This is a genomic window from Achromobacter sp. F4_2707 (genome assembly GCF_047501535.1).
In the GTDB taxonomy this organism is placed as follows: domain Bacteria; phylum Pseudomonadota; class Gammaproteobacteria; order Burkholderiales; family Burkholderiaceae_B; genus Yanghanlia.
Genome location: NZ_JAZDRJ010000003.1, coordinates 123,526 through 148,789 on the forward strand (window position 1 = coordinate 123,526; position 25,264 = coordinate 148,789).

25 protein-coding genes and 2 pseudogenes are annotated in these 25,264 nt (G+C 58.5%); 10 read left to right on the forward strand and 17 right to left on the reverse strand.

Annotated features, from left to right (window positions below; all coding sequences use genetic code 11):
- Positions 1-106 precede the first annotated feature (106 nt).
- The 3 genes and pseudogenes from VRY85_RS04225 to VRY85_RS04235 form a co-directional block, all read left to right on the forward strand.
- Positions 107-295 (forward strand): annotated as a pseudogene (locus VRY85_RS04225) (DDE-type integrase/transposase/recombinase); the annotation flags it as partial.
- A gap of 238 nt (positions 296-533) precedes the next feature.
- On the forward strand, positions 534-1,613 hold the full coding sequence (locus tag VRY85_RS04230) for an IS110 family transposase (protein WP_414597356.1): 1,080 nt from the start codon (positions 534-536) through the stop codon (positions 1,611-1,613).
- A gap of 16 nt (positions 1,614-1,629) precedes the next feature.
- A pseudogene (locus VRY85_RS04235) lies at positions 1,630-1,947 on the forward strand (integrase core domain-containing protein); the annotation flags it as partial.
- A gap of 279 nt (positions 1,948-2,226) precedes the next feature.
- On the opposite strand, the gene VRY85_RS04240 reads toward VRY85_RS04235, so the two are convergent.
- Together VRY85_RS04240 and VRY85_RS04245 are read right to left on the reverse strand one after the other, a co-directional pair.
- Positions 2,227-4,290 carry a DUF262 domain-containing protein gene (locus tag VRY85_RS04240; protein WP_414597357.1) on the reverse strand — a complete coding sequence of 688 codons (2,064 nt, stop codon included), beginning with the start codon at positions 4,288-4,290 and terminating at the stop codon, positions 2,227-2,229.
- Positions 4,283-5,722, reverse strand: coding sequence for a DUF262 domain-containing protein (locus VRY85_RS04245; RefSeq protein ID WP_414597358.1), 1,440 nt, complete (start codon positions 5,720-5,722; stop codon positions 4,283-4,285). The genes VRY85_RS04240 and VRY85_RS04245 overlap by 8 nt, the downstream gene beginning before the upstream one ends.
- A gap of 220 nt (positions 5,723-5,942) precedes the next feature.
- Here VRY85_RS04245 and VRY85_RS04250 point away from each other — a divergent pair, with 220 nt between their 5' ends.
- Together VRY85_RS04250 and argG are read left to right on the forward strand one after the other, a co-directional pair.
- Positions 5,943-6,320 (forward strand): hypothetical protein, encoded by a 378-nt coding sequence (locus tag VRY85_RS04250; protein WP_414597359.1) that lies wholly within the window; start codon positions 5,943-5,945, stop codon positions 6,318-6,320.
- 98 nt (positions 6,321-6,418) lie between these two features.
- Positions 6,419-7,747, forward strand: a complete 1,329-nt coding sequence (argG, locus tag VRY85_RS04255; RefSeq protein WP_414597360.1) for an argininosuccinate synthase — start codon at positions 6,419-6,421, stop codon at positions 7,745-7,747.
- A gap of 172 nt (positions 7,748-7,919) precedes the next feature.
- On the opposite strand, the gene argF is transcribed toward argG, so the two are convergent.
- Complete coding sequence (gene argF / locus VRY85_RS04260; protein ID WP_414597361.1) at positions 7,920-8,867, reverse strand: ornithine carbamoyltransferase; 948 nt, start codon at positions 8,865-8,867, stop codon at positions 7,920-7,922.
- Positions 8,868-8,981: 114 nt separating this feature from the next.
- Between argF and VRY85_RS04265 the strand changes: the two genes are divergently transcribed.
- Entirely contained in the window at positions 8,982-9,296 is a 315-nt protein-coding gene (locus VRY85_RS04265; protein ID WP_414597362.1) for a DUF3579 domain-containing protein, read from the forward strand.
- Positions 9,297-9,346: 50 nt separating this feature from the next.
- On the opposite strand, the gene ogt is transcribed toward VRY85_RS04265, so the two are convergent.
- The 12 genes from ogt to VRY85_RS04325 form a co-directional block, all read right to left on the reverse strand.
- A complete protein-coding gene (ogt, locus tag VRY85_RS04270) occupies positions 9,347-9,907 on the reverse strand; it encodes a methylated-DNA--[protein]-cysteine S-methyltransferase (RefSeq protein WP_414597363.1) in 561 nt (186 codons plus the stop codon).
- A 75-nt stretch (positions 9,908-9,982) separates the two neighbouring features.
- Positions 9,983-11,218 (reverse strand): OmpA family protein, encoded by a 1,236-nt coding sequence (locus VRY85_RS04275; RefSeq protein ID WP_414597364.1) that lies wholly within the window; start codon positions 11,216-11,218, stop codon positions 9,983-9,985.
- The gene (locus VRY85_RS04280) at positions 11,215-12,099 is read right to left on the reverse strand and encodes a motility protein A (RefSeq protein ID WP_414597365.1); all 885 of its coding nucleotides are present in this window, start codon (positions 12,097-12,099) and stop codon (positions 11,215-11,217) included. Before VRY85_RS04280 ends, VRY85_RS04275 begins: the two co-directional genes overlap by 4 nt.
- 130 nt (positions 12,100-12,229) lie before the next feature.
- On the reverse strand, positions 12,230-12,493 hold the full coding sequence (gene rpsT / locus VRY85_RS04285; RefSeq protein ID WP_414597366.1) for a 30S ribosomal protein S20: 264 nt from the start codon (positions 12,491-12,493) through the stop codon (positions 12,230-12,232).
- A 57-nt stretch (positions 12,494-12,550) separates the two neighbouring features.
- Positions 12,551-14,107: a murein biosynthesis integral membrane protein MurJ gene (murJ, locus tag VRY85_RS04290; protein WP_414597367.1), complete on the reverse strand. Its 1,557-nt coding sequence runs from the start codon at positions 14,105-14,107 to the stop codon at positions 12,551-12,553.
- Between the two features lie 12 nt (positions 14,108-14,119).
- Positions 14,120-14,878, reverse strand: coding sequence for a 3-hydroxyacyl-CoA dehydrogenase (locus VRY85_RS04295; RefSeq protein WP_414597368.1), 759 nt, complete (start codon positions 14,876-14,878; stop codon positions 14,120-14,122).
- A 50-nt stretch (positions 14,879-14,928) separates the two neighbouring features.
- Entirely contained in the window at positions 14,929-15,585 is a 657-nt protein-coding gene (gene adk, locus VRY85_RS04300; RefSeq protein WP_414597369.1) for an adenylate kinase, read from the reverse strand.
- A gap of 93 nt (positions 15,586-15,678) precedes the next feature.
- Positions 15,679-16,443: a 3-deoxy-manno-octulosonate cytidylyltransferase gene (gene kdsB / locus VRY85_RS04305; RefSeq protein ID WP_414597370.1), complete on the reverse strand. Its 765-nt coding sequence runs from the start codon at positions 16,441-16,443 to the stop codon at positions 15,679-15,681.
- Positions 16,440-16,667, reverse strand: a complete 228-nt coding sequence (locus VRY85_RS04310; RefSeq protein ID WP_414597371.1) for a Trm112 family protein — start codon at positions 16,665-16,667, stop codon at positions 16,440-16,442. The genes kdsB and VRY85_RS04310 overlap by 4 nt, the downstream gene beginning before the upstream one ends.
- 28 nt (positions 16,668-16,695) lie before the next feature.
- A complete protein-coding gene (lpxK, locus tag VRY85_RS04315) occupies positions 16,696-17,778 on the reverse strand; it encodes a tetraacyldisaccharide 4'-kinase (protein WP_414597372.1) in 1,083 nt (360 codons plus the stop codon).
- Positions 17,775-18,197 (reverse strand): ExbD/TolR family protein, encoded by a 423-nt coding sequence (locus tag VRY85_RS04320; RefSeq protein WP_414597373.1) that lies wholly within the window; start codon positions 18,195-18,197, stop codon positions 17,775-17,777. Before VRY85_RS04320 ends, lpxK begins: the two co-directional genes overlap by 4 nt.
- Positions 18,194-18,802 carry a MotA/TolQ/ExbB proton channel family protein gene (locus VRY85_RS04325; protein ID WP_414597374.1) on the reverse strand — a complete coding sequence of 203 codons (609 nt, stop codon included), beginning with the start codon at positions 18,800-18,802 and terminating at the stop codon, positions 18,194-18,196. The genes VRY85_RS04320 and VRY85_RS04325 overlap by 4 nt, the downstream gene beginning before the upstream one ends.
- 339 nt (positions 18,803-19,141) lie before the next feature.
- Here VRY85_RS04325 and xseA point away from each other — a divergent pair, with 339 nt between their 5' ends.
- The 4 genes from xseA (at position 19,142) to VRY85_RS04345 (ending at position 23,924) form a co-directional block, all read left to right on the forward strand.
- Complete coding sequence (xseA, locus tag VRY85_RS04330) at positions 19,142-20,506, forward strand: exodeoxyribonuclease VII large subunit (protein WP_414597375.1); 1,365 nt, start codon at positions 19,142-19,144, stop codon at positions 20,504-20,506.
- A 121-nt stretch (positions 20,507-20,627) separates the two neighbouring features.
- On the forward strand, positions 20,628-21,206 hold the full coding sequence (gene sodB / locus VRY85_RS04335) for a superoxide dismutase [Fe] (protein ID WP_414597376.1): 579 nt from the start codon (positions 20,628-20,630) through the stop codon (positions 21,204-21,206).
- A 148-nt stretch (positions 21,207-21,354) separates the two neighbouring features.
- Positions 21,355-22,653 (forward strand): acetyl-CoA hydrolase/transferase family protein, encoded by a 1,299-nt coding sequence (locus tag VRY85_RS04340; protein ID WP_414597377.1) that lies wholly within the window; start codon positions 21,355-21,357, stop codon positions 22,651-22,653.
- A gap of 65 nt (positions 22,654-22,718) precedes the next feature.
- A complete protein-coding gene (locus VRY85_RS04345; RefSeq protein WP_414597378.1) occupies positions 22,719-23,924 on the forward strand; it encodes an acetyl-CoA C-acetyltransferase in 1,206 nt (401 codons plus the stop codon).
- Positions 23,925-24,020: 96 nt separating this feature from the next.
- On the opposite strand, the gene VRY85_RS04350 is transcribed toward VRY85_RS04345, so the two are convergent.
- Together VRY85_RS04350 and VRY85_RS04355 are read right to left on the reverse strand one after the other, a co-directional pair.
- A complete protein-coding gene (locus VRY85_RS04350) occupies positions 24,021-24,449 on the reverse strand; it encodes a DUF4395 family protein (protein ID WP_414597379.1) in 429 nt (142 codons plus the stop codon).
- 324 nt (positions 24,450-24,773) lie between these two features.
- Positions 24,774-25,172 (reverse strand): DUF192 domain-containing protein, encoded by a 399-nt coding sequence (locus tag VRY85_RS04355; RefSeq protein ID WP_414597380.1) that lies wholly within the window; start codon positions 25,170-25,172, stop codon positions 24,774-24,776.
- Positions 25,173-25,264: the final 92 nt, after the last annotated feature.

Consider the following 25,264-nt stretch of genomic DNA (forward strand, 5'->3'; position numbering starts at 1 on the left):
AGTATGGTAGCTTTTCGTAACGACAATCCCAGCGGGCATTGTAGGACGAAAGACCGGAGTGAATTGGGGGAATAGGGCGGGTTTTTGTGGGGGCGGTTACTGAATCGTGTCGGTGTTTGTCGTCATTGATACCTATGCCAGGCGGATCGTTGGCTGGAGGGTATCCAGCAGCATGACGGCGGACTTCGTCCTGGATGCTCTGGAGCAGGCCGTTTACGACCGAAGACCGACGCCTTCCAACGGGCTTGTTCATCATTCCGATAGTAATACTGCGGGTGCCAGATGTCGCTGGACTAGCTATCCTCGACAGACCTGGTACCGAAAGGTCTTCCGGAGCACCTGACCCGCACTCTGATCGATGTCGCTGATCTGTCTTTCCTCGGACCTGTCGGTGCCCCGGGAGACCCGACGGTGAGGTCTTACCTCATCGATGCCTGTGACCCAAGAAGGGCCTGAACGTCTATCTCTTTACTGTCATGTCCACGCAATCGACTGTGGTGAGCCCATTAGCATTACTTGCTTGGAGATCCGTCATGAGTTTGCCAATTGATAACTGCTCGACCATTGTCGGTGGTGTGGACACCCATAAAGAGTTGCACGTTGCCGCCGTCGTTGATCACCACGATCGCTTATTGGGTAGCGCAAGCTTTCCTACGACCCGTCATGGGTATAAAAGCATGCTCGCCTGGATGCGTTCCTTTGGGACTCTCAGCCGGGTAGGTGTGGAATGTACTGGCACCTACGGAGCCGGTTTGCTGCGTTACTTTCAGCAGGCGGGCATTACTGTTCTCGAAGTGACCGCGCCCGATAAATCGGTGCGTCGCAAACGGGGCAAGGACGATACGATCGATGCAGAAAATGCGGCTCATGCCGCATACGCAGGCCGACGTACCGTCACACCCAAGACGCGCGATGGCATGATTGAATCCTTGCGCGTTTTAAAGGTGTGCCGCAAAACTGCTATCGCGGCTCGCCGCATTGCGTTGCAAATGATTCAAATGCAAATCATCTCTGCCCCAGACAAGCTACGCGAACCCCTGCGCAAGATGACGCGAATGCAGCTCATCCGAACGTTGGCAGCCTGGCGCCCTGACCTTAGCGGCTATCGGGACCTCACCACAGCCTATCGGATAACGTTCAAATCGCTCGCCCGTCGCTATCTGGAACTGCACGATGAAATCGCAGACCTGGATGTCATGATTAAAGCAATCGTGGACGATCTGGCGCCGGAGCTCGTCGCTCGTCAAGGCGTGGGTTATGAGTCGGCCTCACAGTTGTTGATCACTGCCGGCGATAACCCGCAACGTCTACGCTCTGAAGCGAGCTTTGCCGCGCTCTGTGGCGTGAGTCCTATTCCTGCGTCATCTGGCATGACGCAACGGCATCGACCCAATCGCGGCGGCGACCGAGCCGCCAATAGCGCCTTGCACATCATCGCCATTGGTCGATTGCGCCTGGATCCCAAAACGCAAGACTACATCGTGAAACGTACGGGACAAGGCTTATCTAAACTGGAAGTCCTGCGATGTTTGAAGCGCTACATCGCTCGGGAGGTGTTTTACATTCTACGAAGCCGTAATCACGAGATCAATCGGGCACAAATAGCAACTTGACAATTAGAAGGGCGTCAGAGGATCGCAATATGTGTCCATCCGCTATTCCGACCGGCTAAGCGAAGCCGGAATCAACCCGTCAGTCGGTAGCACGGGCAGTGCCTACGACAACGCACTGGCCGAGACAATCAACGGTCTGTACAAAACGGAAGTGATTCACCGCAGGGCGCCTTGGAAAACCAAGGCCGCAGTGGAACTGGCCACCCTGGAATGGGTGTCTTGGTTCAACCATCAACGCCTGCTGGAATCGATCGGAGACATCCCGCCGGCAGAAGCCGAAGAAAGGTACTATCGTCAACTTGCAGCACCCGCTGCGGAACCTGTTTTACTTTAACCAAACAGCCTCCGCGATTCCCGGTTCGATTCAGCTTGTCCCTGCATCGCGTCACCGACGATGAAGGCGTGCCCAGCGGAGAATTTGTCGTGCGCTCCGGCAATGATTATTACGCCGCGTCGGTTGACGCAGCTACAGGCAATGTGACTCTCAACACTGCTGACGTCACATTTCAAGATATTGTTAACGGTGTTGACGCAGACGTTACCCTGACAGACCAACTGGTTAAGGTTGGAGTTAACGCTGAAGGTGATGTCGCAGGCATGGTTACCATTAGAACTACGAAACCGCCTTTCTTTCGGGACTGGCGGTTTTTTCGATGTCCCCCCGAATCACCCCCACCATCTCCGCGCCATGCGCGGCAATACTCTCTTCCCCCCAATCCTCATACCCCCACATCATCAGGCTTTGCTTCAGGCTGTCTTCTTCCCCTTTTTTGTAATACTGCCGTTTGGCGGCGGGGCTGTGGTTGCTCATGCTGGAATTTTTGGCGTGGCTGACCAGGCACAGGTTGCCGAAGGAATTGAGTATGGCCTCGGGCAAGTGCGGGATATCGAATTTGGGGTTTTGCGGGTAGTAGTGTTCCACCGAGCTGCGGAAGGTGAAGTGGAAGTTGGCGTCAGCGCCTTGCCTCAGCCACAGCAGGTAGTCCAGGTAGTTGAATACGAGGTTGTTGGCGATGTTGCCGAAGGTGAGGCGGGTTTCGTCGATGTCGGTGTCCCAGTTCTTGGCCTGTAGTTGGCCTTGTCGTTGGTAGATGATTTCGTAATAGTCGGCTTCGCCGCTGCGGCTTAAGAAGCGGTCGTACATAAAGCAGCGGGCGATGGCTTCCATGTGTTGCAGGTAGGCGCTGCCGGTGACTTCCTGGGCGTGGTATAGGTAGTGCAGGGCGGCGTTCAGCCAGTGTTTGTAGACCAGGGTGGGGGTGGACACATGCATGGCTGAAAGCAGCATGAGTATGCGGCGGTTCAATGTGGGGCTGTGTTCTGTGGCGCCAAAGGTGTTGACGTAATCCGGGCCGCTGTTGCGCCATATCAGGCGTTTCAGGCTCCAGTGGTTTTCGTTTGCCAGGTGCTCGCGCTTAATAATGTAGTGGTCGAAGAGGTATTTGCATTTCAGCAGGTCGTAGGTGAACTGTTTAATGCGCTCTCCCGCGTCGGCGTGGCGCAGCAGTTCTTGCTTGAAAGCGGGTATCAGGTTTTTGTCATCCAGTGCAATATCTTTGCCTGTGGTGGTGCGCAGCACTTGTAGCAAAAAGTTGGGGAAGTTGATGACGCTGCCAAACCGTTCGCCCATGTCTTCCGGGTTGGGCAAACCTCGCTCTTGGCCGGAGGGCGTTTGCGAAGCCACGTTCTGGCCACGGGCGCCCTGGATGAGGTCAGTCAGCAGCATGCGTGTCTCGGGGGCGGTTTCAACCGGGTTGTGGGGGCTTTCCTGTGGTTCTGCTCCAGTCAGCGCCTCGTGCAAGGCTTCAAAGTTCTCTGGCAGCAGGCGGCTCCAGTCGCGTTCTCCAAACAGGCGGTGGCGCTGTTCGACGGTAAACCCCATTTGCACGTAGCGCTCCATATGGGAACACGCCTCCCATACGCGGCTCAGGGTGTGTAGCCAGGCTTTGGTTTGGTGGGCACTACCCGAATCGTGCAGCCGGCTCATCATCAGGGCTTTGAGCACTTCATGCTTTTCCAGCTGTTCCCCCCGGTTGTTCATTACTTCAAAATAGTGGTTCAGGTCGGTGTGTTCCGGCACTTCCACCCGCATGATTTGGGTGTTGTGGAATAGCTGTTCAGCAAACTCTGCCAGGCGCGTTGCCGCTTGGTTCAGAGTTTTGCGTGTGGCGCCCAGTACGGCGGGCACCAGGGTTTGGATGTTTTCATAACCGGCCCGGATGCTGTCGCTGTTCGCGGCATCCGGCAGTTCTCCCGTTGCGTGGGCCTCAAACGTACCCGAAAACAGGGCGTTCAGGGTTGCCAGGGAATGGGGGCGGCTTTCGAAGTTCAAGCATTGCCGCTGAAACCACTGCATGTCGAATTCAGTATGCTTGCCGGCTATGCGCTTGAAATACGTGGCCAACAGGAATAGGGTGGTCAGGCGCTGTTGGCCGTCTATCACTTCATAGACGGGGCAGTGCAAGGCGTCGTCGGCCTTGCGGAATACCACCAAGGTGCCAATGTAATACTGCCGGGCCTTGCCCACAGAAAATGCCCGGCTGTCGCTTATGTCTTGAATCAGCTGTTCGATTTCAGCCTGGCCCCATGCGTAGTTGCGCTGATACATGGGAATCTCATATGTGGCTTGCCCGTTGAGCAATTCCTGTATGGAAAGCTGTTTGATGGGGTTATTCATGGTAGAGCATGTCCTTGAACAACTGGGTGATCTCTTCGACTCGGGTGGCTCGCACCATGTCGCCACTCAGGCTTGGGTAATCCACGCTTAGGAAGTCGTCGGGTTGCACGGCTTCTTTTATCGTTAGAAAACGGTTGTTTTCCAACACGTAGTTATCCACGCTGGCCAGTTGCATGGTTTGCATTTGCAGCCTCAGGCTGTAGGCCCAGATAAAGGTTTTTTCCACCGCCCGGGCAATTTCCTTTAATCCGAACTTGTCGATGTAGGCGATCAGCAGGCAGTCGAACATCAGGCGCACATATGTGTCGCCGGTACGCCTGTGCCCCGCATAGCGGTTCAAGGTTTCCAGAATTCGGGGCGCAAAACCATCAAGCGGCACTTGGCTCAGCTGGTTTCCCACAACGAAGTCAACGGCTTGGTCATAATGCGCAATCATTTCAAAGAAATGGCGGCCATTGATAACCGGCTGGTCAAAGTGGAAGGGGAAGGCTGTGGTTGCGCTGCTCGCCGTGTCTGTGTCCACCTGTTGGTTGTGGTGTTTGAGGTATTGCTCCGCAAACAGCAATGGCTTCATATAAGGGTAGGGGGCCGGCTGGGCCATATTCACGCCTTTAAAGAGGTGGATATGCGCTTTGCCAAAGTGGCGGGCTGAGGCGTTGCGTGACCAGTTCCGAATGCGAAACAGGTAGTCGCCAAATAGCGTCGCCAGCTTTTCCGTCTCCACCCTTTCCCAATGGCTGACGGTTCGTGCTTTTTGCGGCTCATCCTGCGGGGCGAACTCACGCAGGTGGAAGGCTTTAAGCAGGTCGTGCGGCTCCAGGTCGCGCCCTCGGGCGTTCTGCGAATCGAAGAACTGGAACGCTTCGGAAATATCTCTAAGCTCAAACCACACGATCTCGCATTGATCGAGCAGAAAGGTAATCGTGTCTTCGGTGAATTCCGGGCGCGACACAATACGGCGTATCGTCAGGTAGTTGTTGCGCACATTGGCTTGCGAAAGCGGGTGTTCAATGCCGGGGTTCACGATGCGGGCGGCCAGGCTACTCAGGCGCGCCGCCAGCTCAGGGTTCTGAATGCGCGTTTCTTCCGGCCCGTGAACGCGCGCATCCACCAAGGCATGTATCGCCAGCACCAGGCTGACCGTGCGCTGCTGGCCGTCAACAATATTGCGGGTGTCGCCGTCGCGGTGCAACACAATGGTGCCAAGCCGGTAGGCGCCCGTACCTTTGTGGCGGTTAATGTCGGCAAACAGTTGGTGAACGTGGTGTGCCGTCCATTTATAAGGGCGCTGGTAGTTCGGGATATTCAGGTTGGGGCGGCTTAAAAACTCCGCAACGGTGGCCACCCCTTTTTTCAGGCCTTTTTCTGGGTGCGGCGGGTCAGGTTCAACGCCTGCATTGGGCGAGGGAGTAGCAACAGTAGACACAGACATACGATAACGACCAAGCGCGGTGCTTTAATGGGACTCAATGCAGCGCATTACTAGAGCCAAGTGCAGCGCGTTATGAGAAACAGAAACCGCGCAGCAGAAACCGCGTCAAAGTAACAAAATATGGCGGTAATGTCATGATCCGATGCCAGTAACGTCATGAACCACCTTCATTGGCACGCTACCTGCATTCAGGCGTAGAATGAGCTTAAGGGGAACTGTCATGCTACCGTTATTCAAAAAGTTGCCGGGCTACACCAGCCGGGGCAAATCCACGCCGGGGTTGGAACGCAAAGTGTTGCGCGCTATGCCTTACGCGTTTCTCACGATTATTTTTCTCTGTGGCCTGCCGTCGGTAATGGTGCGCTGGATGGAATGGCAGGGCAGCGAGCGTTCCGTTGATGCCTTCATTGGCCGTGTGGATATGATGGCTTTGGGTGTATTTTTTACACTGTTCAACGTGGCGGTCATGGTTACCATCGGGGCCATTCTTATTACGTTGATGAAAGGGCCGGGCTATGTGGCCGATGGCTACAAGCTGATTGACTCGGAATCGCCCGAGAAGCTCATCGACAAACCCTGGATTGGCGACCGCAAGTAAAGGGGGCGAATCAGGGCGCACGCAAGCTGTGCTTCATAGCCGGGCCGTGGGGGATATAATGGCATGTTATTTGATGTTATTCCCAAGGCCCGCCCACAATGACAACCATACTTGAAGACGTACCTGTCGGCCAGAAGGTCGGCATTGCCTTTTCCGGGGGATTGGACACCAGCGCTGCATTGCTCTGGATGAAGAACAAGGGTTCCATCCCCTACGCCTACACCGCCAACCTGGGCCAGCCCGACGAGCCTGATTACGAAGCCATCCCGCGCAAGGCGCTGGAATACGGCGCAAAAGTCGCGCGTCTGATCGACTGCCGCTCTCAATTGGTGGCCGAAGGCATTGCTGCATTGCAGGCGGGCGCTTTCCACGTCACGACCGCCGGTGTGGCGTACTTCAACACCACGCCGCTGGGCCGCGCTGTAACGGGCACCATGCTGGTGGCCGCCATGAAGGAAGACGACGTCCACATTTGGGGCGACGGCAGTACCTACAAGGGCAACGATATCGAGCGTTTCTACCGCTACGGCCTGCTCACCAACCCGGCTTTGCGCATCTACAAGCCCTGGCTGGATCAAACCTTTATTGATGAGCTCGGCGGCCGGACGGAAATGTCCGAATACCTGGTGGAACACGGTTTCGACTACAAAATGTCTGTTGAAAAAGCCTATTCCACCGACTCCAACATGCTGGGCGCCACCCACGAAGCGAAAGATCTGGAATACCTGAATTCCGGTATTCGCATTGTTGACCCCATTATGGGTGTGGCGTTCTGGCGCGACGATGTCAAGATCGACGCCGAAGAAGTCACCGTGCGCTTTGAAGAAGGCCAGCCGGTAGCGCTGAATGGCGTGGAATACGCCGACCCGGTGGAACTCATGCTGGAAGCCAACCGCATTGGCGGCCGCCATGGCCTGGGCATGAGCGACCAAATCGAAAACCGCATTATTGAAGCCAAGAGCCGCGGCATTTACGAAGCCCCGGGCATGGCGCTGCTGCACATCGCTTACGAGCGCCTGGTCACCGGCATTCATAACGAAGACACCATCGAGCAATACCGCATTAACGGCCTGCGCCTGGGCCGCCTGCTGTACCAGGGCCGCTGGTTCGACCCGCAAGCCATTATGCTGCGTGAAACCGCTCAGCGCTGGGTGGCACGCGCCATTACGGGTGAGGTGGTGATTGAACTGCGTCGCGGTAATGATTATTCCTTGCTCGACACGCGTTCTGAAAACCTGACATACCAGCCCGAGCGCCTGACCATGGAAAGCGGAGAATCCAGCTTCTCACCGCGTGACCGTATTGGTCAGCTCACAATGCGCAATCTCGACATTGTCGATACGCGCGAGAAACTGTTCACCTACTCCAAGGCCGGCTTGCTGACGGCAGGCGAGGGCACGACGCTGCCGCAGTTAAAGGGTAAGTAACCTCGTGTTAGCGTGAATTCGCTAACGCTGTAATAGAAAAAGGGTGCCGGTCGAAAGATCGGCACCCTTTTGCTTTATGTTTGACTAAACCGTGTGAACCTTGTTGCGCAGGCGCTTGCAGGGGCGACCGCCGTGCAGGTCGGCTAAGCTTTGGTTCAGCTGAGTTTTGCTATTACTGCTTACCCAGCAGCAGGAATTCCATCAGCGCTTTTTGTACATGCATGCGGTTTTCGGCTTCATCCCACACCACGCTTTGCGGGCCGTCGATCACTTCCGCGGTGACTTCTTCCCCCCGGTGTGCAGGCAGGCAGTGCATGAAGAGGGCGTCCGGGTGGGCCTGAGCCATCATTTCGGCGTCCACACACCAGTCGTTGAAGGCCAGGCGGCGCTCTTCGTTTTCGGCTTCAAAGCCCATGCTGGTCCAGACGTCGGTGGTGACGAGATGGGCGCCTTTGGTGGCTTCCATCGGGTCGTTGAACTCGCGCAAAACATGCGGTGCGACCTGGCCGGTGAGCTTGGGGTCGAGCTGGTAGCCTTTGGGGCCGGACACATGCAGAGTGAACCCAAGGATTTCCGCCGCTTGCAGCCAGGTGTAGGCCATATTGTTGGCGTCGCCAATCCAGGCCACCGTCTTGCCTTCGATGGAGCCGCGCATTTCCATAAAGGTGAAGATGTCGGCCAGAATCTGGCAAGGGTGATATTCGTTGGTGAGGCCATTAATAACCGGCACCCGCGAATGCGCGGCAAAACGCTCCAGGCGGGTCTGCTCGAAGGTACGGATCATCACGAGGTCGACCATGCGGGAAACGACTCGGGCGGTGTCTTCGATGGGTTCTGAGCGGCCCAGTTGCGAATTTGAAGAGGTTAAGTGAATGACTGAGCCACCCAATTGATACATGCCGGCTTCAAAGGAAACGCGGGTGCGGGTGCTGGCTTTCTCAAACACCATGGCCAGCGTGCGGTCGTGCAGGGTGTGGTGAGGCTGATAGCGCTTGAACTTGTCTTTAATGAGTTGGGCTCGCCCCAATACGTATTCGATTTCTTCGCGCGAGAAGTCGCGGAACTGAAGAAAATGCCTGAGAGGCCCGGTTTGACTTGTGTTCTGTGTAGCGTCCGACATATTCAGCCTTGTTCCAAAAGAACAATCTTACCTTTTCATACGGTTGGCGGCAAAGCATCCGGGTTTCTGCTAATAGGCTACAATTGGGAATGGTGGCGGCAAGAGTGATTTTTCATGACACAACAGGTGGAACAATTCATTATTCATGGCGTTACAAACAGTGGGCGGCGCTTTCGCCCCAGCGATTGGGCAGAGCGTTTAGCTGGGGTAATGTCCCAGTTCCGGCCTGAAGGCGCAGGCGGTGGCCCGCTTAGCTATTCCCCTTATGCAGTGCCCGTGAATATGGATGGCGTGCGTTGCGTTATCGTCGATAAACGCTTGCGTGCGCTGGAACCCCTTGCCTGGAAATTCGTCTGCGGGTTCGCTGCAGACAACGATCTTCAAACCAGTGAACGTGTGGTCGATAAAACCGCCGTTCCCATCGTTTAAAACCCCGTTTTTTTTGGGCTTAAATTATTAAACTAAAGCCCTAGCAGTGGTTAAAGCCCTGGCAGTGCAGCTTGCGGTTCTTCCTGTAAGGGTTGAATCGCTTTTTCGTGTTCCAGCAACCAGCGCTTGCGCTGCATGCCGCCACTGTAGCCCACCAGTGCATTTTTGCCGCCACTGCCAATCACACGGTGGCAGGGCACAACTATGCTGATGGGGTTGGCACCATTGGCCATGCCGACCGCACGTACGGCCTTGGGGCGGCCAATGCGGTTTGCCAGTTCCAAGTAGCTAATGGTTTGGCCGGCGGGAATGGTGCGTAATGCGGCCCAGACCGCACGCTGGAAGTCTGTGCCGCCTGTGCAGGTTTCCAAGGCGTCGATGGCGGCGAGGTCGCCTTCAAAATAGGCGGCCATGGCTTCTGAGGCGGCTGAGGTTTCAGTTGATTCGCGCATGTCGATATGCTGCCCCGCATACTGGGTGCGCAGCAATTGCAGCATTTTTTCTTCGTGATCGTGCCAGTCAACAATGCGCAGCCGCCCTTGTGAATCGGTGGCTAACAGCATTTCCCCTAGCGGCGTATCTAGGCGTTCCAGTAGGAATATCGTTGTCATAATGGTCTCCGCTGGGTTTATTTTAGCCATGGGCGACGCCCAGCGGGTTAACCAAATGTGTGGCGGCGGGGCGGCTTAGTCGCGTTTTTCCAGCATGAGCTCAACGCGCCGGTTGGCAGCACGCCCAGCCGGCGTGTGGTTGTCGGCGATGGGGCGGGTGTCGGCATAACCGACGGCCTTGAGGCGGCTGCGGTGAATGCCGTTGGCTTGCAGGTAGCGCACCACACTGCCGGCACGCGCACTGGAAAGCTCCCAGTTCGAAGGGTAGCGCGCATTGCGGCGTACCGGAACCGCGTCAGTGTGGCCTTCCACGGTGACTTCATGATTCGTTTCGGACAGCACGCCAACAATGCGGCGCAGCACCGCCAGCCCCGAAAGGCTGAGGTCGGCCTGGCTGCTGTCGAACAAAATCTCGCTGTTAATGCGGAAGCTCACCGAACGTTCATGAATAACGACTTCCACATCATTGCCTAAATCGCCCAACGACAGGCCCGCCGCCAGGGATTCGCCTTCGGAAGGCGTGTCGTCGTCGGGGACGGGGGGCGTGCTCTCAGCGTTGGCGGCCAACGCGGCGGCGGGTTGTGTGCTTTCGGGCGCTTTGGCAGGGCGGCGCGGGCCGATGAAAGAGGCCGCGAGGTCGGCAGCGCTCCACCCGGGGTAGAGCGCCTGAGCGCTGCGTGCCGGGGGAAGCTGGCTTGCGGCCTGCGCCATCTGTTGAGCGTCGCGTGGCAGCGGCCCGATGTCGGCAGGGTGAGGGCCAGGGGGGGAGGGGATATCCCAGGTAGCAGTCCAGCCGGGCAGCGGTTCGGAAACGGCTGCGGCATCGGCTAGGGCAGACTGCCCGGGAAACAGGCCGGGCCCGCCCGGTAGCAAGCCGGTGCCGCCGGCAGGCGCGGGGGCGTCGCTGGCTGGAGTTGGGTCGGCTTCAACTGGGGGGGAGGCAAGTGCTGCGGCATCTTCTTCTTCGCCATCTACAGGCGGCGGTGCAATGGTTTCCTCTACGCTTGCAAGCGTGATGGCACCCAGGTCTATCGATTCATCGGCCTCAGTGTTGCCGCTGAGGCTGCCCGCGAAGGCCAGCATGACAATCATGACCACCAGCAGCAGGGTCATCATGTCCAGGTAAGTAATAAACCAGCCTTCTTCCTGCTGCTGGACGGCAGGTTGTTCCAGGCCCCAGCGGCTGATCGTTTCGGGGCTTTTACTGTAGCGGCGTTGGTAGGCGCGGGCCTGCTTGAGCTCGTTTTCAAGCTCGTACAAGCGCCGCGCAACCGCGCGCGAGGGAAGCAGGTCGTTTAACCTGTCTCTCATGGGCGGCCGGCTCCCGGCTTTTGGGCCGTGCCTGCTGAGCGGGCCTTGGAACGCGTACCCAGGCCGCGCCGTTTCTTGTTATTTGCTTTTTTATCGGCGGCGGCAGCGCTGTGGTCGATAATTTCGTCGCGTACTTCCGCTACAAAGGCATTCAGCGTTTCGCGCATCAAGGAAGGGCTGCGCTTTTGGCTCATCATGGAAATGCCTTGCATGATGGTGTTGAGCAGCACTAAGCGCTGCTCGGTGCGGCGCTCAAGTTTGACGGCCACCGGCTTGAACACCAAGTTGGCCAGCAGCACACCGTAAAAGGTAGTCATGAGGGCCAGCGCCATCTGGCGGCCAATGGCTGTCATGTCGCCATCGCCCAGCAGAAACAGCAGGTTAACCAAACCGACCAGGGTGCCCAACATACCAAAGGCGGGCGCAAAGCCCGCCATCACGCGAAACAGCTGCGCTTCAGCGTGTTCTTTGGCCTTCATGCGCGCAATACGCCATTGCAGCAGGTCGAAGATGTCGGATTCAGGAACGTTGTCGATCACCAGCTGTACGCCGCTACGCAGGAAGGGGTTGGAAACGCCTTCCAGGCGCTGTTCCACCGCGCGGATATCGTCTTGCGCCCAGGTGCGGGAAATATCGACCAGGTCTTCGAGGTCTTTGTCGATATACAACTTTTCGTTGCGCATAATGGTGCGCAGCAAGCCAAAGACGCGCACGACTTCGCGCAAGGGGTAGGCGATAAAAGTGGCCGCTGCCGTACCTATGAGGACAATGCCCAGGCCGGGCAGGTCGAGGAATAATTGCGGGTCTTCTGCGGAGAAGAACAGCACAATGGCCAGCAGCAGTATGCTGGCGACAATGCCGATGAGGGTCGATGGGTTCATAGTGGAATTGTCGGCCAGTTTTGAAGGCGGCAATACAAAAAAATAGGGCGCCTAAGCGCCCCATTCTTTTTTTCCCGGGCGAGCCCCGGGTATTTTGCCGATCAAACCATCGTACAAAAATTAAACTTGCTTAAGCAAGTGCCTTGATGGCGGCTGCCAGGCGGCTCTTGTGGCGAGCAGCCTTGTTTTTGTGGATGATGTTTTTGTCGGCAACGCGGTCGATGACGCTGGTAGCTTTGCTGAAAACTTCGTTGGCAGCAGCTTGATCGCCGGCTTCGATAGCTTGGCGCACACGCTTGATAGACGTGCGCATCATGGAGCGAAGGCTTGCGTTGTGTTTGTTACGGGCGACCGACTGACGGGCGCGCTTGCGTGCTTGGGCGGTATTGGCCATGTTGCGTGTTCTTTCTTTAATGTAGGAGGTCTAACTGGCAAAGACGAACATCATATATTATGCGGCGCGTCGTGTAAAGTCTGCGGGCCGAAAACCACAGAGCCAGAGGGTGAGGAAATAGGCTGCGCCCACGGTGGCGAGCATTCCGCCCAGCCACAGAATGCGCAAGCCCGGCTGGCTGCCCATGGCAATCCAGTCGAAATGGCGGCCGGCGGCCACCAGCAGGGCGGCCAGCACAGCCTGAGCGGGCAGGGCGCGCACCATGAAGCTGCGCCAGCCTTGGCCCGGCTGGTAAATGCCACGTTTGCGCAGCGTATACACCAATAGCCCGGCGTTCAGCGTGGCGCCCAGCCCGATGGAAAGTGCCAGGCCCGCATGAGCCAGCACAGGCACCAGGGCGATATTCAGCAACTGGGTGGCCACCAGGCATATTGCGGCAATTTTTACCGGGGTGCGGATATCTTGGCGGGCATAGAAGGCGGGCGCCAGAATCTTGATGGCCAGCAGGCCGATCAGCCCCACGGCATACGCCATGACGGCCAGTTGCGTCTGGGCGACATCTTGAGCGTTAAACGCACCGTAATTAAATAAGGTAGCAACCAGGGCGTCGGCGCATAAAGCCAGCCCCAGGGCGGCGGGCAGCCCCAGCAGCAGTACCAGGCGCAGGCCCCAGTCAAGCAGGTTGTTATAGCCGGCGTGGTCGTCGCGCGCATAAGCGCGCGACAAGCTGGGCAGCAGCACGGTGCCCAGGGCTACACCCAGCAGGGCGGTGGGGAATTCCATCAGCCGGTCGGCGAACGACAGCCAAGTCACGCTGCCCGGGCGCAGCCAGGTGGCGATATTGGTGTTGATGAGCAGGGAGATCTGCGCCACCGACACGCCCACAATGGCGGGCAGCATTTGCCTGAGAATGCGGCGCACAATGGGGTCGCGCCAACTCACAGAGACCCCGGCGTTAAAGCGCGGCAACAAGCCCATGCGGCCCAGTGCAGCCCACTGTACGGCCAGTTGCAGTACGCCGCCCACCATGACGCCCACCGCCAGGGCATAGATGGGCACATCGAACCAGGCCACCAGAAAGAGGCTGGCGGCAATCATGCTGAGGTTCAGCAAAATGGGGGTGAAGGCGGGAATGGCGTAGCGGCTCCACGTGTTGAGCACGCCGGACGCAAACGCCACCAGCGACATGCACAAGATGTAAGGGAACATCATGCGCGTCATCCACACGGCGGCTTCAAATTCGGTTTGGCGCGTGGCTGAGCGCAGGCCGCTGGCGATCAGGCTGACCACCCAGGGGGCGCCGAGAATGCCCAATATCGTGACCAACATCACAGCCAGCGTCAGCAGCAGAGCGACGCGATCCAGCAGGCGGCGTACCTTGTCGTGGTCGGATTGGTTGCGCAGTTCGCCCAGAATGGGCACAAAAGCCTGTGAGAACGCCCCTTCGGCAAAGAGGCGGCGCAGCAGGTTGGGAATGCGGAAGGCGACCCAGAAAGCGTCGGTCAGAGGGCCGGCGCCAAAGGCTCGGGCGATGAGCACATCGCGAATCAGCCCGGTAATGCGCGACAACAGGGTAAAGCTGCTGACCGTAGCCGCCGACCGCAAAAGTCCCATGGTGTTAATGCATCACTTCGGCGCCAGGCGAATGGCGCCGTCCAGGCGAATGGTTTCGCCGTTAATCATTTCGTTAGTGACAATGCTGTGAACCAGCTTGGCGTAGTCGGCCGGCGTGCCCAGGCGTGAGGGGAAGGGGATGCTGGCTGCCAGCGAATCCTGAACTTCCTGAGGCATGCCGAACATCATGGGCGTGCCGAAGATGCCTGGAGCAATGGTGACGCAGCGAATGCCGGTCTTGGCCAAATCGCGAGCGATGGGCAGGGTCATGCCCACCACGCCGCCTTTGGAGGCCGAATACGCTGCCTGGCCGATCTGGCCGTCATACGCCGCCACCGATGCGGTATTGATGAGAACGCCGCGTTCACCGGTGGATTCTGGCTCGTTATTGCTCATGGCGGCAGCGGCCAGGCGGATCATGTTGAAGGTGCCCACCAGGTTGATGTTGATCACCTTCTGGAACATGTCCAGGGCGTGGGGGCCGTTACGCCCCACAGTGCGCGAAGCAGGCGCGATGCCCGCACAGTTCACCAGACCAAATAAAGAGCCGAGTTTCAACGCAGCATCCACGGCCGCTTGACCGTCGGATTCCTGTGTCACATCGCAATGCACAAACACCTGGCCGAGTTCCTGCGCAAGCGCCTGACCGGCTTCGTCCTGTACATCGGCGATCACAACTTTGCCGCCCTGTTCAACCAGCATGCGCGCCGTGCCCGCTCCAAGGCCGGAGGCGCCGCCGGTGACGATGAATACCTTATCTTTGATTTCCATCTTGATCTCTTTGTCTCTTTAGTGTGGTTGGTGATGGTGTGCAGGCGTCTTCAGGCAGACAACGCCTTGAAAATATCGTCGCGAATGTCTTCGACCGAACCGAGTCCGGAAATACGGCGGTAAGCAGGTGCAGCCGGATCTCCGGACTCGGCCCAGCTTTCGTAGTAGTCGACCAGCGGGCGGGTTTGCTCGCGGTAGACCGACAGCCGGTTCTTGACGGTTTCTTCCTTGTCATCGTCGCGTTGTACCAGGGGTTCACCGCTGACGTCGTCGATGTCGGCGACCTTGGGCGGGTTGAACTTCACATGGTAGGAACGGCCGCTGGCAGGGTGGGTGCGCCGACCGCTGATGCGCTCGATGATGTTCTCTTCGGGCACGACCAGCTCGACGACGTAATCCAGCTTTACGCCTGCGGATTTCAGGGCGTCAGCTTGCGGAATCGTGCGAGGGAAGCCGTCGAACAGATAGCCGTTCTGGCAATCCGCCTCTTTCAGCCGGTCTTGGACCAGGCCGATGATGATGTCGTCGGACACCAGCCCGCCCGCATCCATGATTTTCTTCGCCTCGATGCCGAGGGGAGTTTGTGCCTTGACGGCAGCGCGCAACATATCACCGGTAGAAATCTGGGGGATGCCAAATTTTTCCGTGATATAGGTGGCCTGGGTTCCTTTTCCCGCTCCGGGTGGACCTAGCAGAATCAAGCGCATGTATTCCTCCTGGGTAATAAGTGGTTCTGGATTATGCCGCAATGCAACAATTTATGCAGTAAGTGTGACACTTAAAAGGTTGGCTTTTAAGGGTTACCCCTGGCTTGCGCATTGGCGGCGGACACGTTCCAAGTCGTCGGGTGTATCGACTCCAGCGGCTGGGTGCGTGTCGGTAATATGGACGGCGATGGCATGGCCGTTTTCAAGGGCGCGCAGTTGTTCCAGCGATTCCCAACGCTCCAGCGGCCCCATGGGCAGGCTGCTGAACTGGCGCAGGAAGCCGGCGCGATAGGCGTACAAACCGATGTGGTGCAGGGCGTTGAGCCCCGAGGGTAAGGCTTCGCGGCTTTGAGCGAAAGCATCGCGTGCCCACGGTAGGGGCGCCCGCGAAAAATACAGTGCATGCCCGACGGCATTGCACACGACTTTCACCACATTGGGGTTGAACAGCGCGGCGGCATCCGTGATGCGGCTGGCGCAGGTGGCCATGGCGGCGCTAGCGTCGTTTTCCAGCAGCCGGGCCACCGCATTGATTAACTGCGGGTCAATCAGGGGCTCGTCACCTTGTACGTTGACTAGAACTGCGTCGTCGGGCAAGTTCAGTTGCTCAACGACTTCAGCCAGCCTGTCGGTGCCAGTGGCGTGGTCGGCGCGGGTGAGCAGCGTCGTAAAGCCGTGCTCCTGCCCGGCTGCCTGCACGCTGGCCGCATCGGTGGCAATGACTACTTGCCGGGCTTCTGAGGCCTGAGCGCGTTCGGCCGTGCGCACCACCATGGGTTTGCCGCAGATGTCGGCCAGGGGCTTGTTGGGCAGGCGGGTGGAAGCCAGCCGCGCGGGGACGACAGCGATAAAGCTCATGCCTGCGGGCTTTGTGGCTGCGATTCCGTTTGTGCTGGTTCGGCCTGCTGCGGCTCGCTGGCATCGAGGTCGCGGGCTTCGTTTTCCAGCATGATGGGCACGCCGTCGCGCACAGGAAATGCCAGGCGATCGGCGCGGCAAATAAGTTCCTGCTGTTGCCGGTCGTATCGCAGTGAGCTTTTGCAAATGGGGCAAACGAGAATTTCAAGCAATCGGGATTCCATGGCGACCCTGACAGGTGGAGTGGGTGAATCAAAACTCCGAGTTTAGTTCTTCTGCGTGGGTAGAGGCGAGCTTGAGCGATGAAATGGCTTTCAACATCTCGTGAGCATGGTCAAACCAAGCTGGGTCGGAGAAGCTCGGCGCCGGGTGAACACAATACAGGCGGGCATCGCCAAACTTGCGGCATTTCACTGCATCTTTGGGAGTGATGAGGATGGATTCCGCCTGCAACGGCTCGAAGGGAGACTGTTCGTAGTCGTAGTGGTCCGGCAAGGCGAGCGTGTGGGCGAGCGTCAGGCCGTGGTGGCGCAGCATATCGAAAAAGCGCTGGGGGCGGCCAATGGCCGCGGCTGCCGCGCACGGCCTTTGACCATGCTTGGACAGCCACTCCCGCCAGCTCAGGCTTTCCCCGCTTGCAAGGTGTTCGACGCGGGCGGGCTCCATGCTCATGTTCAGCACGCGGGCCAGCCCGAGCGAGGGCGGTGGGGCTTCGCCGGGCAACAGGTTGTTGATGATGAAGTCCACCGTTTCCAACCGTGTTGCCGGTTCGCGCAAAGGGCCGGCCGGCAGCAATCTACCATTGCCCACGCCTCGGCCATCCTGCACGATGATTTCAAGATCGCGCCCCAAGGCCAGATGCTGCAGGCCGTCGTCGCTAATCACTACATCCACCTGGGGGTATTGGCGGCGCAGGCGGCGGATGGCGGCTTGCCGGTCGGGGTGGACGCAGACGGGGGCACCGGTATGCGCGGCAACCAGGGCGGGTTCGTCCCCGAATAGGGCAGGGTCCAGCGTACCGCGCCCCGCCCGGGGTTTATCCGAAGGGCGAGCGCCGTAGCCACGGCTGATCACGCCGGGTTGCCAGCCACGCGCTTGCAAGGCTTCAACCAATGCAATGACGACAGGCGTTTTACCGGTGCCGCCTACATAGATATTGCCGACCACCACCACCGGCAGGGTGTCGTGGTGAATGCGGTCGGGGTGGCGCAAAAAGCCGGCCTTGCGGTGGTCGACTATCGCGCCGTACAGCTTGGAGAGGGGCCACATGGCCAGGCTGAACCCGCCTTTTTTGCTCCAGGCGGTGTGCAGAGCGCGTTCAATGCCTGCCTTCATGGCAACGCCTGCGTGGTGAAATGCACACGCTCGATTCCCGCTTGGCGGGCGGCTTCCATGGCGCGCACCACGGCTGCGTGCGAGGCTTGCGCGTCAGCGTCGATGACGAGCACCTGCTCAGCCGGTAGGGTGGGCGAGTCTGCCATCAGCTGTCGCAAGGCTTGTGCAATGTCGTCGGTAGTCGTGCCCGCAAGAAGCTGGCCCTGAACCGCGTACAGGCCGTCGTGGCTGACAGCGATGCGCATGGCGTCGCCCTGCTGCGCTTCGGCTGCCGCCCGTGGCAGGGTGAGTTGCAGCTGCTGGTAGCGATTGAAGGACGTAGTGGCAGCCAGAAAGATGAGAATCACCAGCAGCACGTCGATCAGCGGGATCAGGTTGATCTCGATCTCGTCATCGGGCTGGTTTTTCCGGAAGTTCATTGCGCGGCTCCACGGTCCAGCAAGCGGCTCAGGGCGCTGGCTTCGCGTTCCATGCGGTGCAGGAAGTGGTCGACCCGCGAACGGAAGTAGCGATGGCAGATCAGGGCGGGAATGGCGATGATGATGCCAAAGGCGGTGTTGTACAGGGCGATGGAAATGCCTCGCGCCAGCTGAGCAGGGTCGCCGCCGCTAGGCGTGTAGGAGGCGAAGATTTCAATCATGCCTACCACCGTGCCGAACAAACCCATGAGCGGGGCGACGACAGCGATAGTGGCCAGTGCGGGCAAGTAGCGGTTGAGCTGGTGAGCGACATCTTTGCCGACATCTTCCACGGCGATTTGTCGGTTCTGAGGGGTGTCGTGGCGGTTGACCAGTACTTCGGCCAGAACCCGACCTAGCGGTGACGACCCGGCCAGGCGGATAATGGCGTCGGTATCGTCATTGCGCTGGCGTACGACTTCCAATACCTGGCTAGATAAGCGCGGCGGCAGCACCCGGGGCGCACGCAGCGACAAAAAGCGTTCGATTATGATGGCCAGCCCCAGCACCGAAGTGCAGATCAGCAGCCAGACCGGCCAGCCGGCGGCGTGTATCAGGTTCAGCATCTGTGAATGTCCGATGGAAGATGATCTCGCATTCTACAATCCTCGTTTTAGCTGTGTTCAGTATTGGTTTTTTTTGGCGTGTCCCGCATGAAATGGGGCGGTGGGAAAAGTATCCACAGAAACTGTGGATAATTCTGTGCACAAAGCTGTGAAGTGCCGCATTATCGTTGGCGCAGAGGTTCATTGGTCAATTTTCAGTCATTTTCTCGTCATTTTAAAAACTCAATATAATCAATGGCTTACGGTGTTATCTTCAAGCATTTCTTTATTCGATGCCTTGCTGGCCTTGATATTTCAACATTCTGACAGTCTGAAGCAGGCTGTGGACAGCATTTCACTATGAGCGCTCAATTTTCGCTTGACAACGCACAAAAAGATGGCAATGAGCCCATCTGGACAGTCACTCAGCTAAACAGCCGGGTGGGTCGTCTGCTGGAAGCTTCCTTCAGCAGGATCTGGCTGCGCGGCGAGGTGTCCAACTTCACCCAGGCAGCGTCCGGCCACTGGTATTTTTCCATCAAAGATGAGCGGGCGGCGGTGCGGGCGGTGATGTTTCGCGGGCGTGCCCAGGCCGTGGGTTTTGTGCCGCGTTCTGGTGAACGTTTCGAGTTCCGGGTGACGGTCAGCCTGTACGAACCCCGAGGCGACTACCAGGTGCAGGTGGATAGCATGCGTCGGGCTGGGCTGGGCGACCTTCACGAAGCCTTTTTGCGCTTGAAGCAGAAGTTGGAAGCCGAAGGCCTGTTCGACCCAGAGCGCAAGCGTACGCCGGTGCAGATGCCTCAGCGTATTGGCGTCGTCACCTCATTGGCTGCAGCAGCCTTGCGCGATGTTCTGACAGCCTTGCAGCGCCGTGCGCCGCATGTGCCGGTGGTGGTGTATCCGGCGCCAGTGCAGGGTGCAGATGCGCCCGCCGCATTGGTCGAGGCCTTGCAAACAGCAGGGCAACGCGCCGAGGTCGACACGCTGCTGCTGGTGCGTGGCGGCGGCAGCCTTGAGGATTTATGGGCGTTCAACGACGAAGCGCTGGCCCGTGCGATTGCGGCCAGCCCGATTCCCGTAATCTGCGGGGTGGGCCACGAAACAGATTTCACCATTGCCGACTTTGTGGCTGATTTGCGCGCGCCCACGCCCACCGCAGCCGCTGAGCTTGCCTGCCGCCCTCGCGCCGACTGCCTGCAAGCCGTCGATGCCGCCTTCAATGCCCTGACCCTGCGCCAGATGCGCTTGCTGGAAAGGGCGTCGCTGCGCCTGGACCGCGCCCGCGCCGGCCTGGTGTCGCCGCGCCAGCGGCTGGCTCAACAGGCCGAACGGCTGGCGGCTTTGCGGCAGCGTCTTGATCAGGCTGCGGCACGCAGCCTGGAACGCGGGGTAGGGCGCCATGCCACGCTCGCAGCGCGGCTGGAACGTTGTCGCCCGCAAGTGGCGCAGCATCAGCGGCGGCTGACGGAGCTTGGCCTATCGTTGCAGCGCACACTGGAAATCACGTTGCAGCAACGGCGCCAGAAGCTGGCCGCCCTGACGCAAATGCTGGAGGCGCTGGGCCCCAACAGTGTGCTGGAACGCGGTTACTCCCTCACCCGTAATGCGGAAGGGAAGATCATAAAAAATGGGTTAGACTTAAAGGTTGGTGAAACGCTGCAGATTGAGTTTGGGCGCGGGAGCGCGCAAACTCAGGTTCTGGCGACGCATGGTCTTTTGTGAAGCCGGGTGCTCGGTTTACTGCCTATAGTGAATGGTCGCGTATCTGGGTGTAGCAAAAGCAGTGCCTGCCAAAATTTCGGCAGCTTCAACTCACTGATTTCATTTGAAAAGGGTTACGAACATGGCATTTACGCTTCCCCCGCTTCCATACGAGATGAATGCGCTTGAGCCGCATATTTCCAAGGAAACGCTTGAATACCACTACGGCAAGCATCACCAGACTTACGTCACCAACCTGAACAACCTCATCGCAGGTACAGAGTTCGAGTCGGCTTCCCTGGAAGACATCGTGCGCAAGTCCTCGGGTGGTGTGTTCAACAATGCCGCTCAAGTCTGGAACCACACCTTCTACTGGAACGGTCTGTCTCCCAACGGTGGCGGCCAACCCGAAGGTGCGCTGGCCGAGGCCATCAACGCCAAGTGGGGCAGTTTCGACGCTTTCAAGGAAGAGTTCAACAAGCAGGCCGCCGGCAACTTCGGTTCGGGCTGGACCTGGCTGGTTAAGAAAGGCGACGGCTCGCTGGACATCGTTAACACCAGCAATGCTGCTACGCCGCTCACCACCTCCGACACCCCCCTGCTGACCTGTGATGTCTGGGAGCACGCTTACTACATCGACTACCGTAACGCGCGCCCCAAGTACCTGGAAAGCTTCTGGAGCTTGGTGAACTGGCAGTTCGCCGCGCAGAACTTCGCTTAAGCGTCTTGGCTTCCATCAAAGGCGGCATGAGCCGCCTTTGATAATCGGCTTTGCCAGTCCCTACGAAGCGAATCCCGCTCGTAGGGATTTTTCTTTTCTGGCAACAAAAATCGTTTTTCAAATGAAAGAAAATAAGAATACTGAGGCAATGAAAGGTTCAAGCAACAAGCCAGCCCTCGCAACGCAACTGGAAGCGCTGATCCGGCCAGGCGATACGCTTTGGTGGGGGCAGGCGACAGCAGAGCCTCTGACGCTTACGCGGGCGGTCGTTGCACACCGGCATGCTTTGGCCCGGGATGGGCGACTGCGGGTGTTTGTGGGGATAGGCGTGGCCGACACCCTGCAGCCTGAGCAGGCCGATGCAATTGATTTCTTTGGCTATGCGGCGTCCGGCCCCCATAGAGCATTGGCTTCAGCCGGTGTGCTGGATATTCTTCCCAGCCATTATTCCCACCTTCCCGGCCTGATTCGCTCCGGCGCCTTGCCCGCCGATGTTGTGCTGGTACAGGTTTCGCCACCCGACGAACAAGGCCGTTACAGCATGGGGCAGGTGCGTGAGTACATCACCACTGCGGTTGAATGCGCCCGTGTCGTGATTGGTGAGGTGAATCCGGATGTACCCTGGACCCATGGCGGCCCCTATCTGAAGGCCGAAGATTTCGGCTTGCTCGTCGATGCCGAGCACCCCCCATTGGAGATTCTGGGGGCCGAGCCAGGCCCCGTTGAGACTGCCATCGCCGGCCACGTCGCCGGTTACATACAAGATGGCGCCACACTGCAAGTAGGCATTGGCAAAATGCCCGATGCGATTTTGGCGGCCTTGCACGACCGGCGCGATCTGGGCCTGCACAGCGGTGCGGTGACGGATGGGATTGCTGCGCTGGCTGAAAAGGGCGTTTTGACTCATGCCCGCAAGGGTATTGACGTAGGCATGGGGGTCGGGGCCATTCTGATGGGCAGTAAGAGGGTGCGTGACTGGGCGCACCGCAACCCAACCCTCACCATGCGTGGCACCGATTACACGCACGATCAACATGTGCTGGCCAGCCTGAATCAACTCACTGCAATTAATTCCGCCATTGAGGTCGATCTCACCGGCCAGGTGAATTCCGAAGTTGCAGGCGGTGTTTATGTGGGGGCGCTGGGGGGCGCGGTGGACTTTCTGCGCGGAGCCGCCCGCAGCAAAGGCGGCCTGCCGATTGTGGCATTGCCGGCCACCAGTCGTGGTATTTCACGGATTGTGGCTCAGCTTTCGGGGCCGGTCAGCACCCCGCGTTGTGACGCCGGCCTGATTGTCACCGAGCACGGTGTGGCGGATTTGCGTGGCCAGCCCTTGTCGCGCCGAGTGCAGCGCATGGTAGACATTGCCGCACCCGAACACCGCGAAGGCTTGGAACGACAGGCTCATGAAGTCTTGAAGCGCTGCGGCGCGGCATTCAGTGCCTGAGGCAGAAAAGGAATATTATTTGTGAGTCCCCTGGTATCTAGAAATTTTTATTTAGAGGTATTGAAATGAAACGAGCAGCTATCGTCTCGCCGTTGCGCACGCCTGTTGGCGCGTTTGGCGGTTCCCTGAAAGATGTTTCCGTGGAAGAAATGGGTGCCATCGTGGCGCGCGCCATTGTGGAGCGCACCAAGCTTGACCCTGCGCGCATCGACGACGTGGTGTTTGCGCAAAGCTACACCAACGGCGAAACCCCTTGCACGGGCCGCTGGGTGGCTCTGCAGGCGGGCTTCCCCATTGAAGTGGCCGGCATGCAGCTGGATCGTCGCTGCGGCGGCGGGGTGCAGGCGCTGGCGACGGCTGCCATGATGGTGCAGACCGGCGCGGCCGACGTCGTCATGGCTGGCGGTGTAGAAAGCATGAGCAATGTGGAGTACTACACCACCAATATGCGTTGGGGCAAGCGTGCCGGTTCCGTCACGCTGCACGACCGCCTCGACCGTGGCCGTGAGCGTTCTCAGCCGGAAGACCGTTTTGGGCGCATCAGCGGCATGATTGAAACCGCCGAAAACCTGGCGCGCGATTACGAAATCACCCGCGAGGAATCCGACCGCTTTGCCGCTCGCAGCCACCAGCGCGCAGCAGCAGCACAGGCAGCCGGCCTGTTCGACAATGAAATCGTGCCCGTCAGCGTACCGCAGCGCAGGGGCGACCCCGTCATCGTTACGCGCGATGAAGGCGTGCGTCCCGACACCACGGTTGAGCGTCTGGCGACCATGCGCACCATTATGAAAGACGGTGTGGTGACAGCAGGCAACGCATGCCAGCAGAACGATGCGGCAGCTGCGTGCCTGATTGTTGCTGAAGACAAGCTCGATGAACTGGGCCTTGAGCCCATCGGCTGGCTGACCGGTTGGGCTGCGGCAGGCTGCGACCCCGCACGCATGGGGATCGGCCCTGTGCCTGCCGTGCAGAAGCTGCTGGCTCGTACCGGCTTAACCTTCGATCAGATGGATCTCATCGAACTGAACGAAGCGTTCGCTTGCCAGGCGCTGGCCTGCGTCAAGGGTTGGGGCAGCTCCATGGAAGCGCTGGAAGACAAGCTCAACGTCAATGGTTCCGGCATTTCGCTGGGCCACCCCGTGGGCGCAACCGGCGTGCGTATCATGACCTCATTGCTGTACGAAATGCAGCGCCGTCAGGTCCGCTATGGTCTGGAGACCATGTGCGTTGGCGGTGGTCAGGGTATGGCCATGATTGTCGAGCGCGCATAAGCAGTCAGACTGTTGTTCTGATGTAAAAAAAAGGCGGCCAACTTGAACTGGCCGCCTTTTTTGCAATGCCAAGCAGGGCTTAACCCATAGAAGGGCTTAACCCATTTTTGGCGGGAACCAGCGGTACCACAAACCGTAGACCGAGCATGCCGCGCAAAACGACACGGCCCACTCAAGCGTGGTGAAAACCATCAGCACAATGCAGGGGACTTTCCAGAAGTCGCTCCCCATAGCGTAGGCGACCACGGATACCAGGCTGGCCAGGAACAAAATTTTGTTGGCGAACATCTTGGCGCCCGCATTCTCTTTTTTGCCACCCCAATTGCGTGATTCGAAAATAGCGGCCCACAGCCGGTGCGCCGGGCACTTGTAATGCCCCAGAAAACCCCGCACCAACCCCTGGACAACCAAAATGGCCATCAACCAGGGCGTAAACAACAGGCTGGCGCCACAGACGAGAAAATTCACAAATGCTTCCCAACGGGTCACATTTGACCAGACTGGTGGCAAATCAAAGCGCAGCATGGCGACTCCTTTTCGAAGATGCGTTATGAATGAGCCTGATTATATATTAGATAAGACTAAAGTAGAAATATCTTAATAATACTGTGATCGAGCGGCGATGCCAGGGGCTGATGAGCGGTGCTTGGTGAGCAGGTGCTTGGTGAGCAGGTGAGCAGGTGAGCAGGTGAGCAGGTGAGCAGGTGAGCAGGTGAGCAGGATGAGCAGGGAGAGCAGGGAGAGCAGGGAGAGCAGGAAGCTGGAGAAAGCAGCGCAGGTCGATCAACGGTTGACGGCTATAGGCGCTGCAGCATGATGCGAGAGAGCGTTCGGAGCCCTTATCTGGGTTTAGCGGGCGTCATCGGCGGGGGGCAGCCCTTGCACTTTAACACCCGGCTCCACACCATTTTGTTTAAACCAACCTTGCTCCATTTCCAGAGCATATTGGGTGGGCGCGGCTGCGCAATGCGGGTCGAGTGATAGCGGCTGCATGTCCGCCAAGTTGATAATCCGGCCCTTGGCATCGATAAAAGCAATGCTCAGTGGCAAAAGAGTGTTCTTCATCCAGAAGCAGACATTGCCCGCTTCTGGAAAGACGAACAGCATGCCCTGGTTGGGTGAGAGCGCCTGCCGGAACATCAGCCCTTGCGAGCGGCTGGCGTTATCAGCAGCTACCTCGGCGATCACGGGGAGGTCGCCCACTTGCAAGGGTACGCGCGGCAGCTCGGAGGCCTGGGGCGCGCCCATGCACAAGCCTATCGCCAACCCGATTGCGGCGGGTAGAAAGAAAAAATCAGGGCGTGAAAGCCCTGAAAATTTGCGGGTTCCGAACATAGGAT

What these genes read in the sequence shown, in the direction of transcription:
- VRY85_RS04230 (WP_414597356.1), top strand. Translation starts at nt 534, where the DNA reads ATGAGTTTGCCAATTGATAACTGCTCGACCATTGTCGGTGGTGTGGAC.
- VRY85_RS04240 (WP_414597357.1), bottom strand. Translation starts at nt 4,290, where the DNA reads ATGAATAACCCCATCAAACAGCTTTCCATACAGGAATTGCTCAACGGG.
- VRY85_RS04245 (WP_414597358.1), bottom strand. Translation starts at nt 5,722, where the DNA reads ATGTCTGTGTCTACTGTTGCTACTCCCTCGCCCAATGCAGGCGTTGAA.
- VRY85_RS04250 (WP_414597359.1), top strand. Translation starts at nt 5,943, where the DNA reads ATGCTACCGTTATTCAAAAAGTTGCCGGGCTACACCAGCCGGGGCAAA.
- argG (WP_414597360.1), top strand. Translation starts at nt 6,419, where the DNA reads ATGACAACCATACTTGAAGACGTACCTGTCGGCCAGAAGGTCGGCATT.
- argF (WP_414597361.1), bottom strand. Translation starts at nt 8,867, where the DNA reads ATGTCGGACGCTACACAGAACACAAGTCAAACCGGGCCTCTCAGGCAT.
- VRY85_RS04265 (WP_414597362.1), top strand. Translation starts at nt 8,982, where the DNA reads ATGACACAACAGGTGGAACAATTCATTATTCATGGCGTTACAAACAGT.
- ogt (WP_414597363.1), bottom strand. Translation starts at nt 9,907, where the DNA reads ATGACAACGATATTCCTACTGGAACGCCTAGATACGCCGCTAGGGGAA.
- VRY85_RS04275 (WP_414597364.1), bottom strand. Translation starts at nt 11,218, where the DNA reads ATGAGAGACAGGTTAAACGACCTGCTTCCCTCGCGCGCGGTTGCGCGG.
- VRY85_RS04280 (WP_414597365.1), bottom strand. Translation starts at nt 12,099, where the DNA reads ATGAACCCATCGACCCTCATCGGCATTGTCGCCAGCATACTGCTGCTG.
- rpsT (WP_414597366.1), bottom strand. Translation starts at nt 12,493, where the DNA reads ATGGCCAATACCGCCCAAGCACGCAAGCGCGCCCGTCAGTCGGTCGCC.
- murJ (WP_414597367.1), bottom strand. Translation starts at nt 14,107, where the DNA reads ATGGGACTTTTGCGGTCGGCGGCTACGGTCAGCAGCTTTACCCTGTTG.
- VRY85_RS04295 (WP_414597368.1), bottom strand. Translation starts at nt 14,878, where the DNA reads ATGGAAATCAAAGATAAGGTATTCATCGTCACCGGCGGCGCCTCCGGC.
- adk (WP_414597369.1), bottom strand. Translation starts at nt 15,585, where the DNA reads ATGCGCTTGATTCTGCTAGGTCCACCCGGAGCGGGAAAAGGAACCCAG.
- kdsB (WP_414597370.1), bottom strand. Translation starts at nt 16,443, where the DNA reads ATGAGCTTTATCGCTGTCGTCCCCGCGCGGCTGGCTTCCACCCGCCTG.
- VRY85_RS04310 (WP_414597371.1), bottom strand. Translation starts at nt 16,667, where the DNA reads ATGGAATCCCGATTGCTTGAAATTCTCGTTTGCCCCATTTGCAAAAGC.
- lpxK (WP_414597372.1), bottom strand. Translation starts at nt 17,778, where the DNA reads ATGAAGGCAGGCATTGAACGCGCTCTGCACACCGCCTGGAGCAAAAAA.
- VRY85_RS04320 (WP_414597373.1), bottom strand. Translation starts at nt 18,197, where the DNA reads ATGAACTTCCGGAAAAACCAGCCCGATGACGAGATCGAGATCAACCTG.
- VRY85_RS04325 (WP_414597374.1), bottom strand. Translation starts at nt 18,802, where the DNA reads ATGCTGAACCTGATACACGCCGCCGGCTGGCCGGTCTGGCTGCTGATC.
- xseA (WP_414597375.1), top strand. Translation starts at nt 19,142, where the DNA reads ATGAGCGCTCAATTTTCGCTTGACAACGCACAAAAAGATGGCAATGAG.
- sodB (WP_414597376.1), top strand. Translation starts at nt 20,628, where the DNA reads ATGGCATTTACGCTTCCCCCGCTTCCATACGAGATGAATGCGCTTGAG.
- VRY85_RS04340 (WP_414597377.1), top strand. Translation starts at nt 21,355, where the DNA reads ATGAAAGGTTCAAGCAACAAGCCAGCCCTCGCAACGCAACTGGAAGCG.
- VRY85_RS04345 (WP_414597378.1), top strand. Translation starts at nt 22,719, where the DNA reads ATGAAACGAGCAGCTATCGTCTCGCCGTTGCGCACGCCTGTTGGCGCG.
- VRY85_RS04350 (WP_414597379.1), bottom strand. Translation starts at nt 24,449, where the DNA reads ATGCTGCGCTTTGATTTGCCACCAGTCTGGTCAAATGTGACCCGTTGG.
- VRY85_RS04355 (WP_414597380.1), bottom strand. Translation starts at nt 25,172, where the DNA reads ATGGGCGCGCCCCAGGCCTCCGAGCTGCCGCGCGTACCCTTGCAAGTG.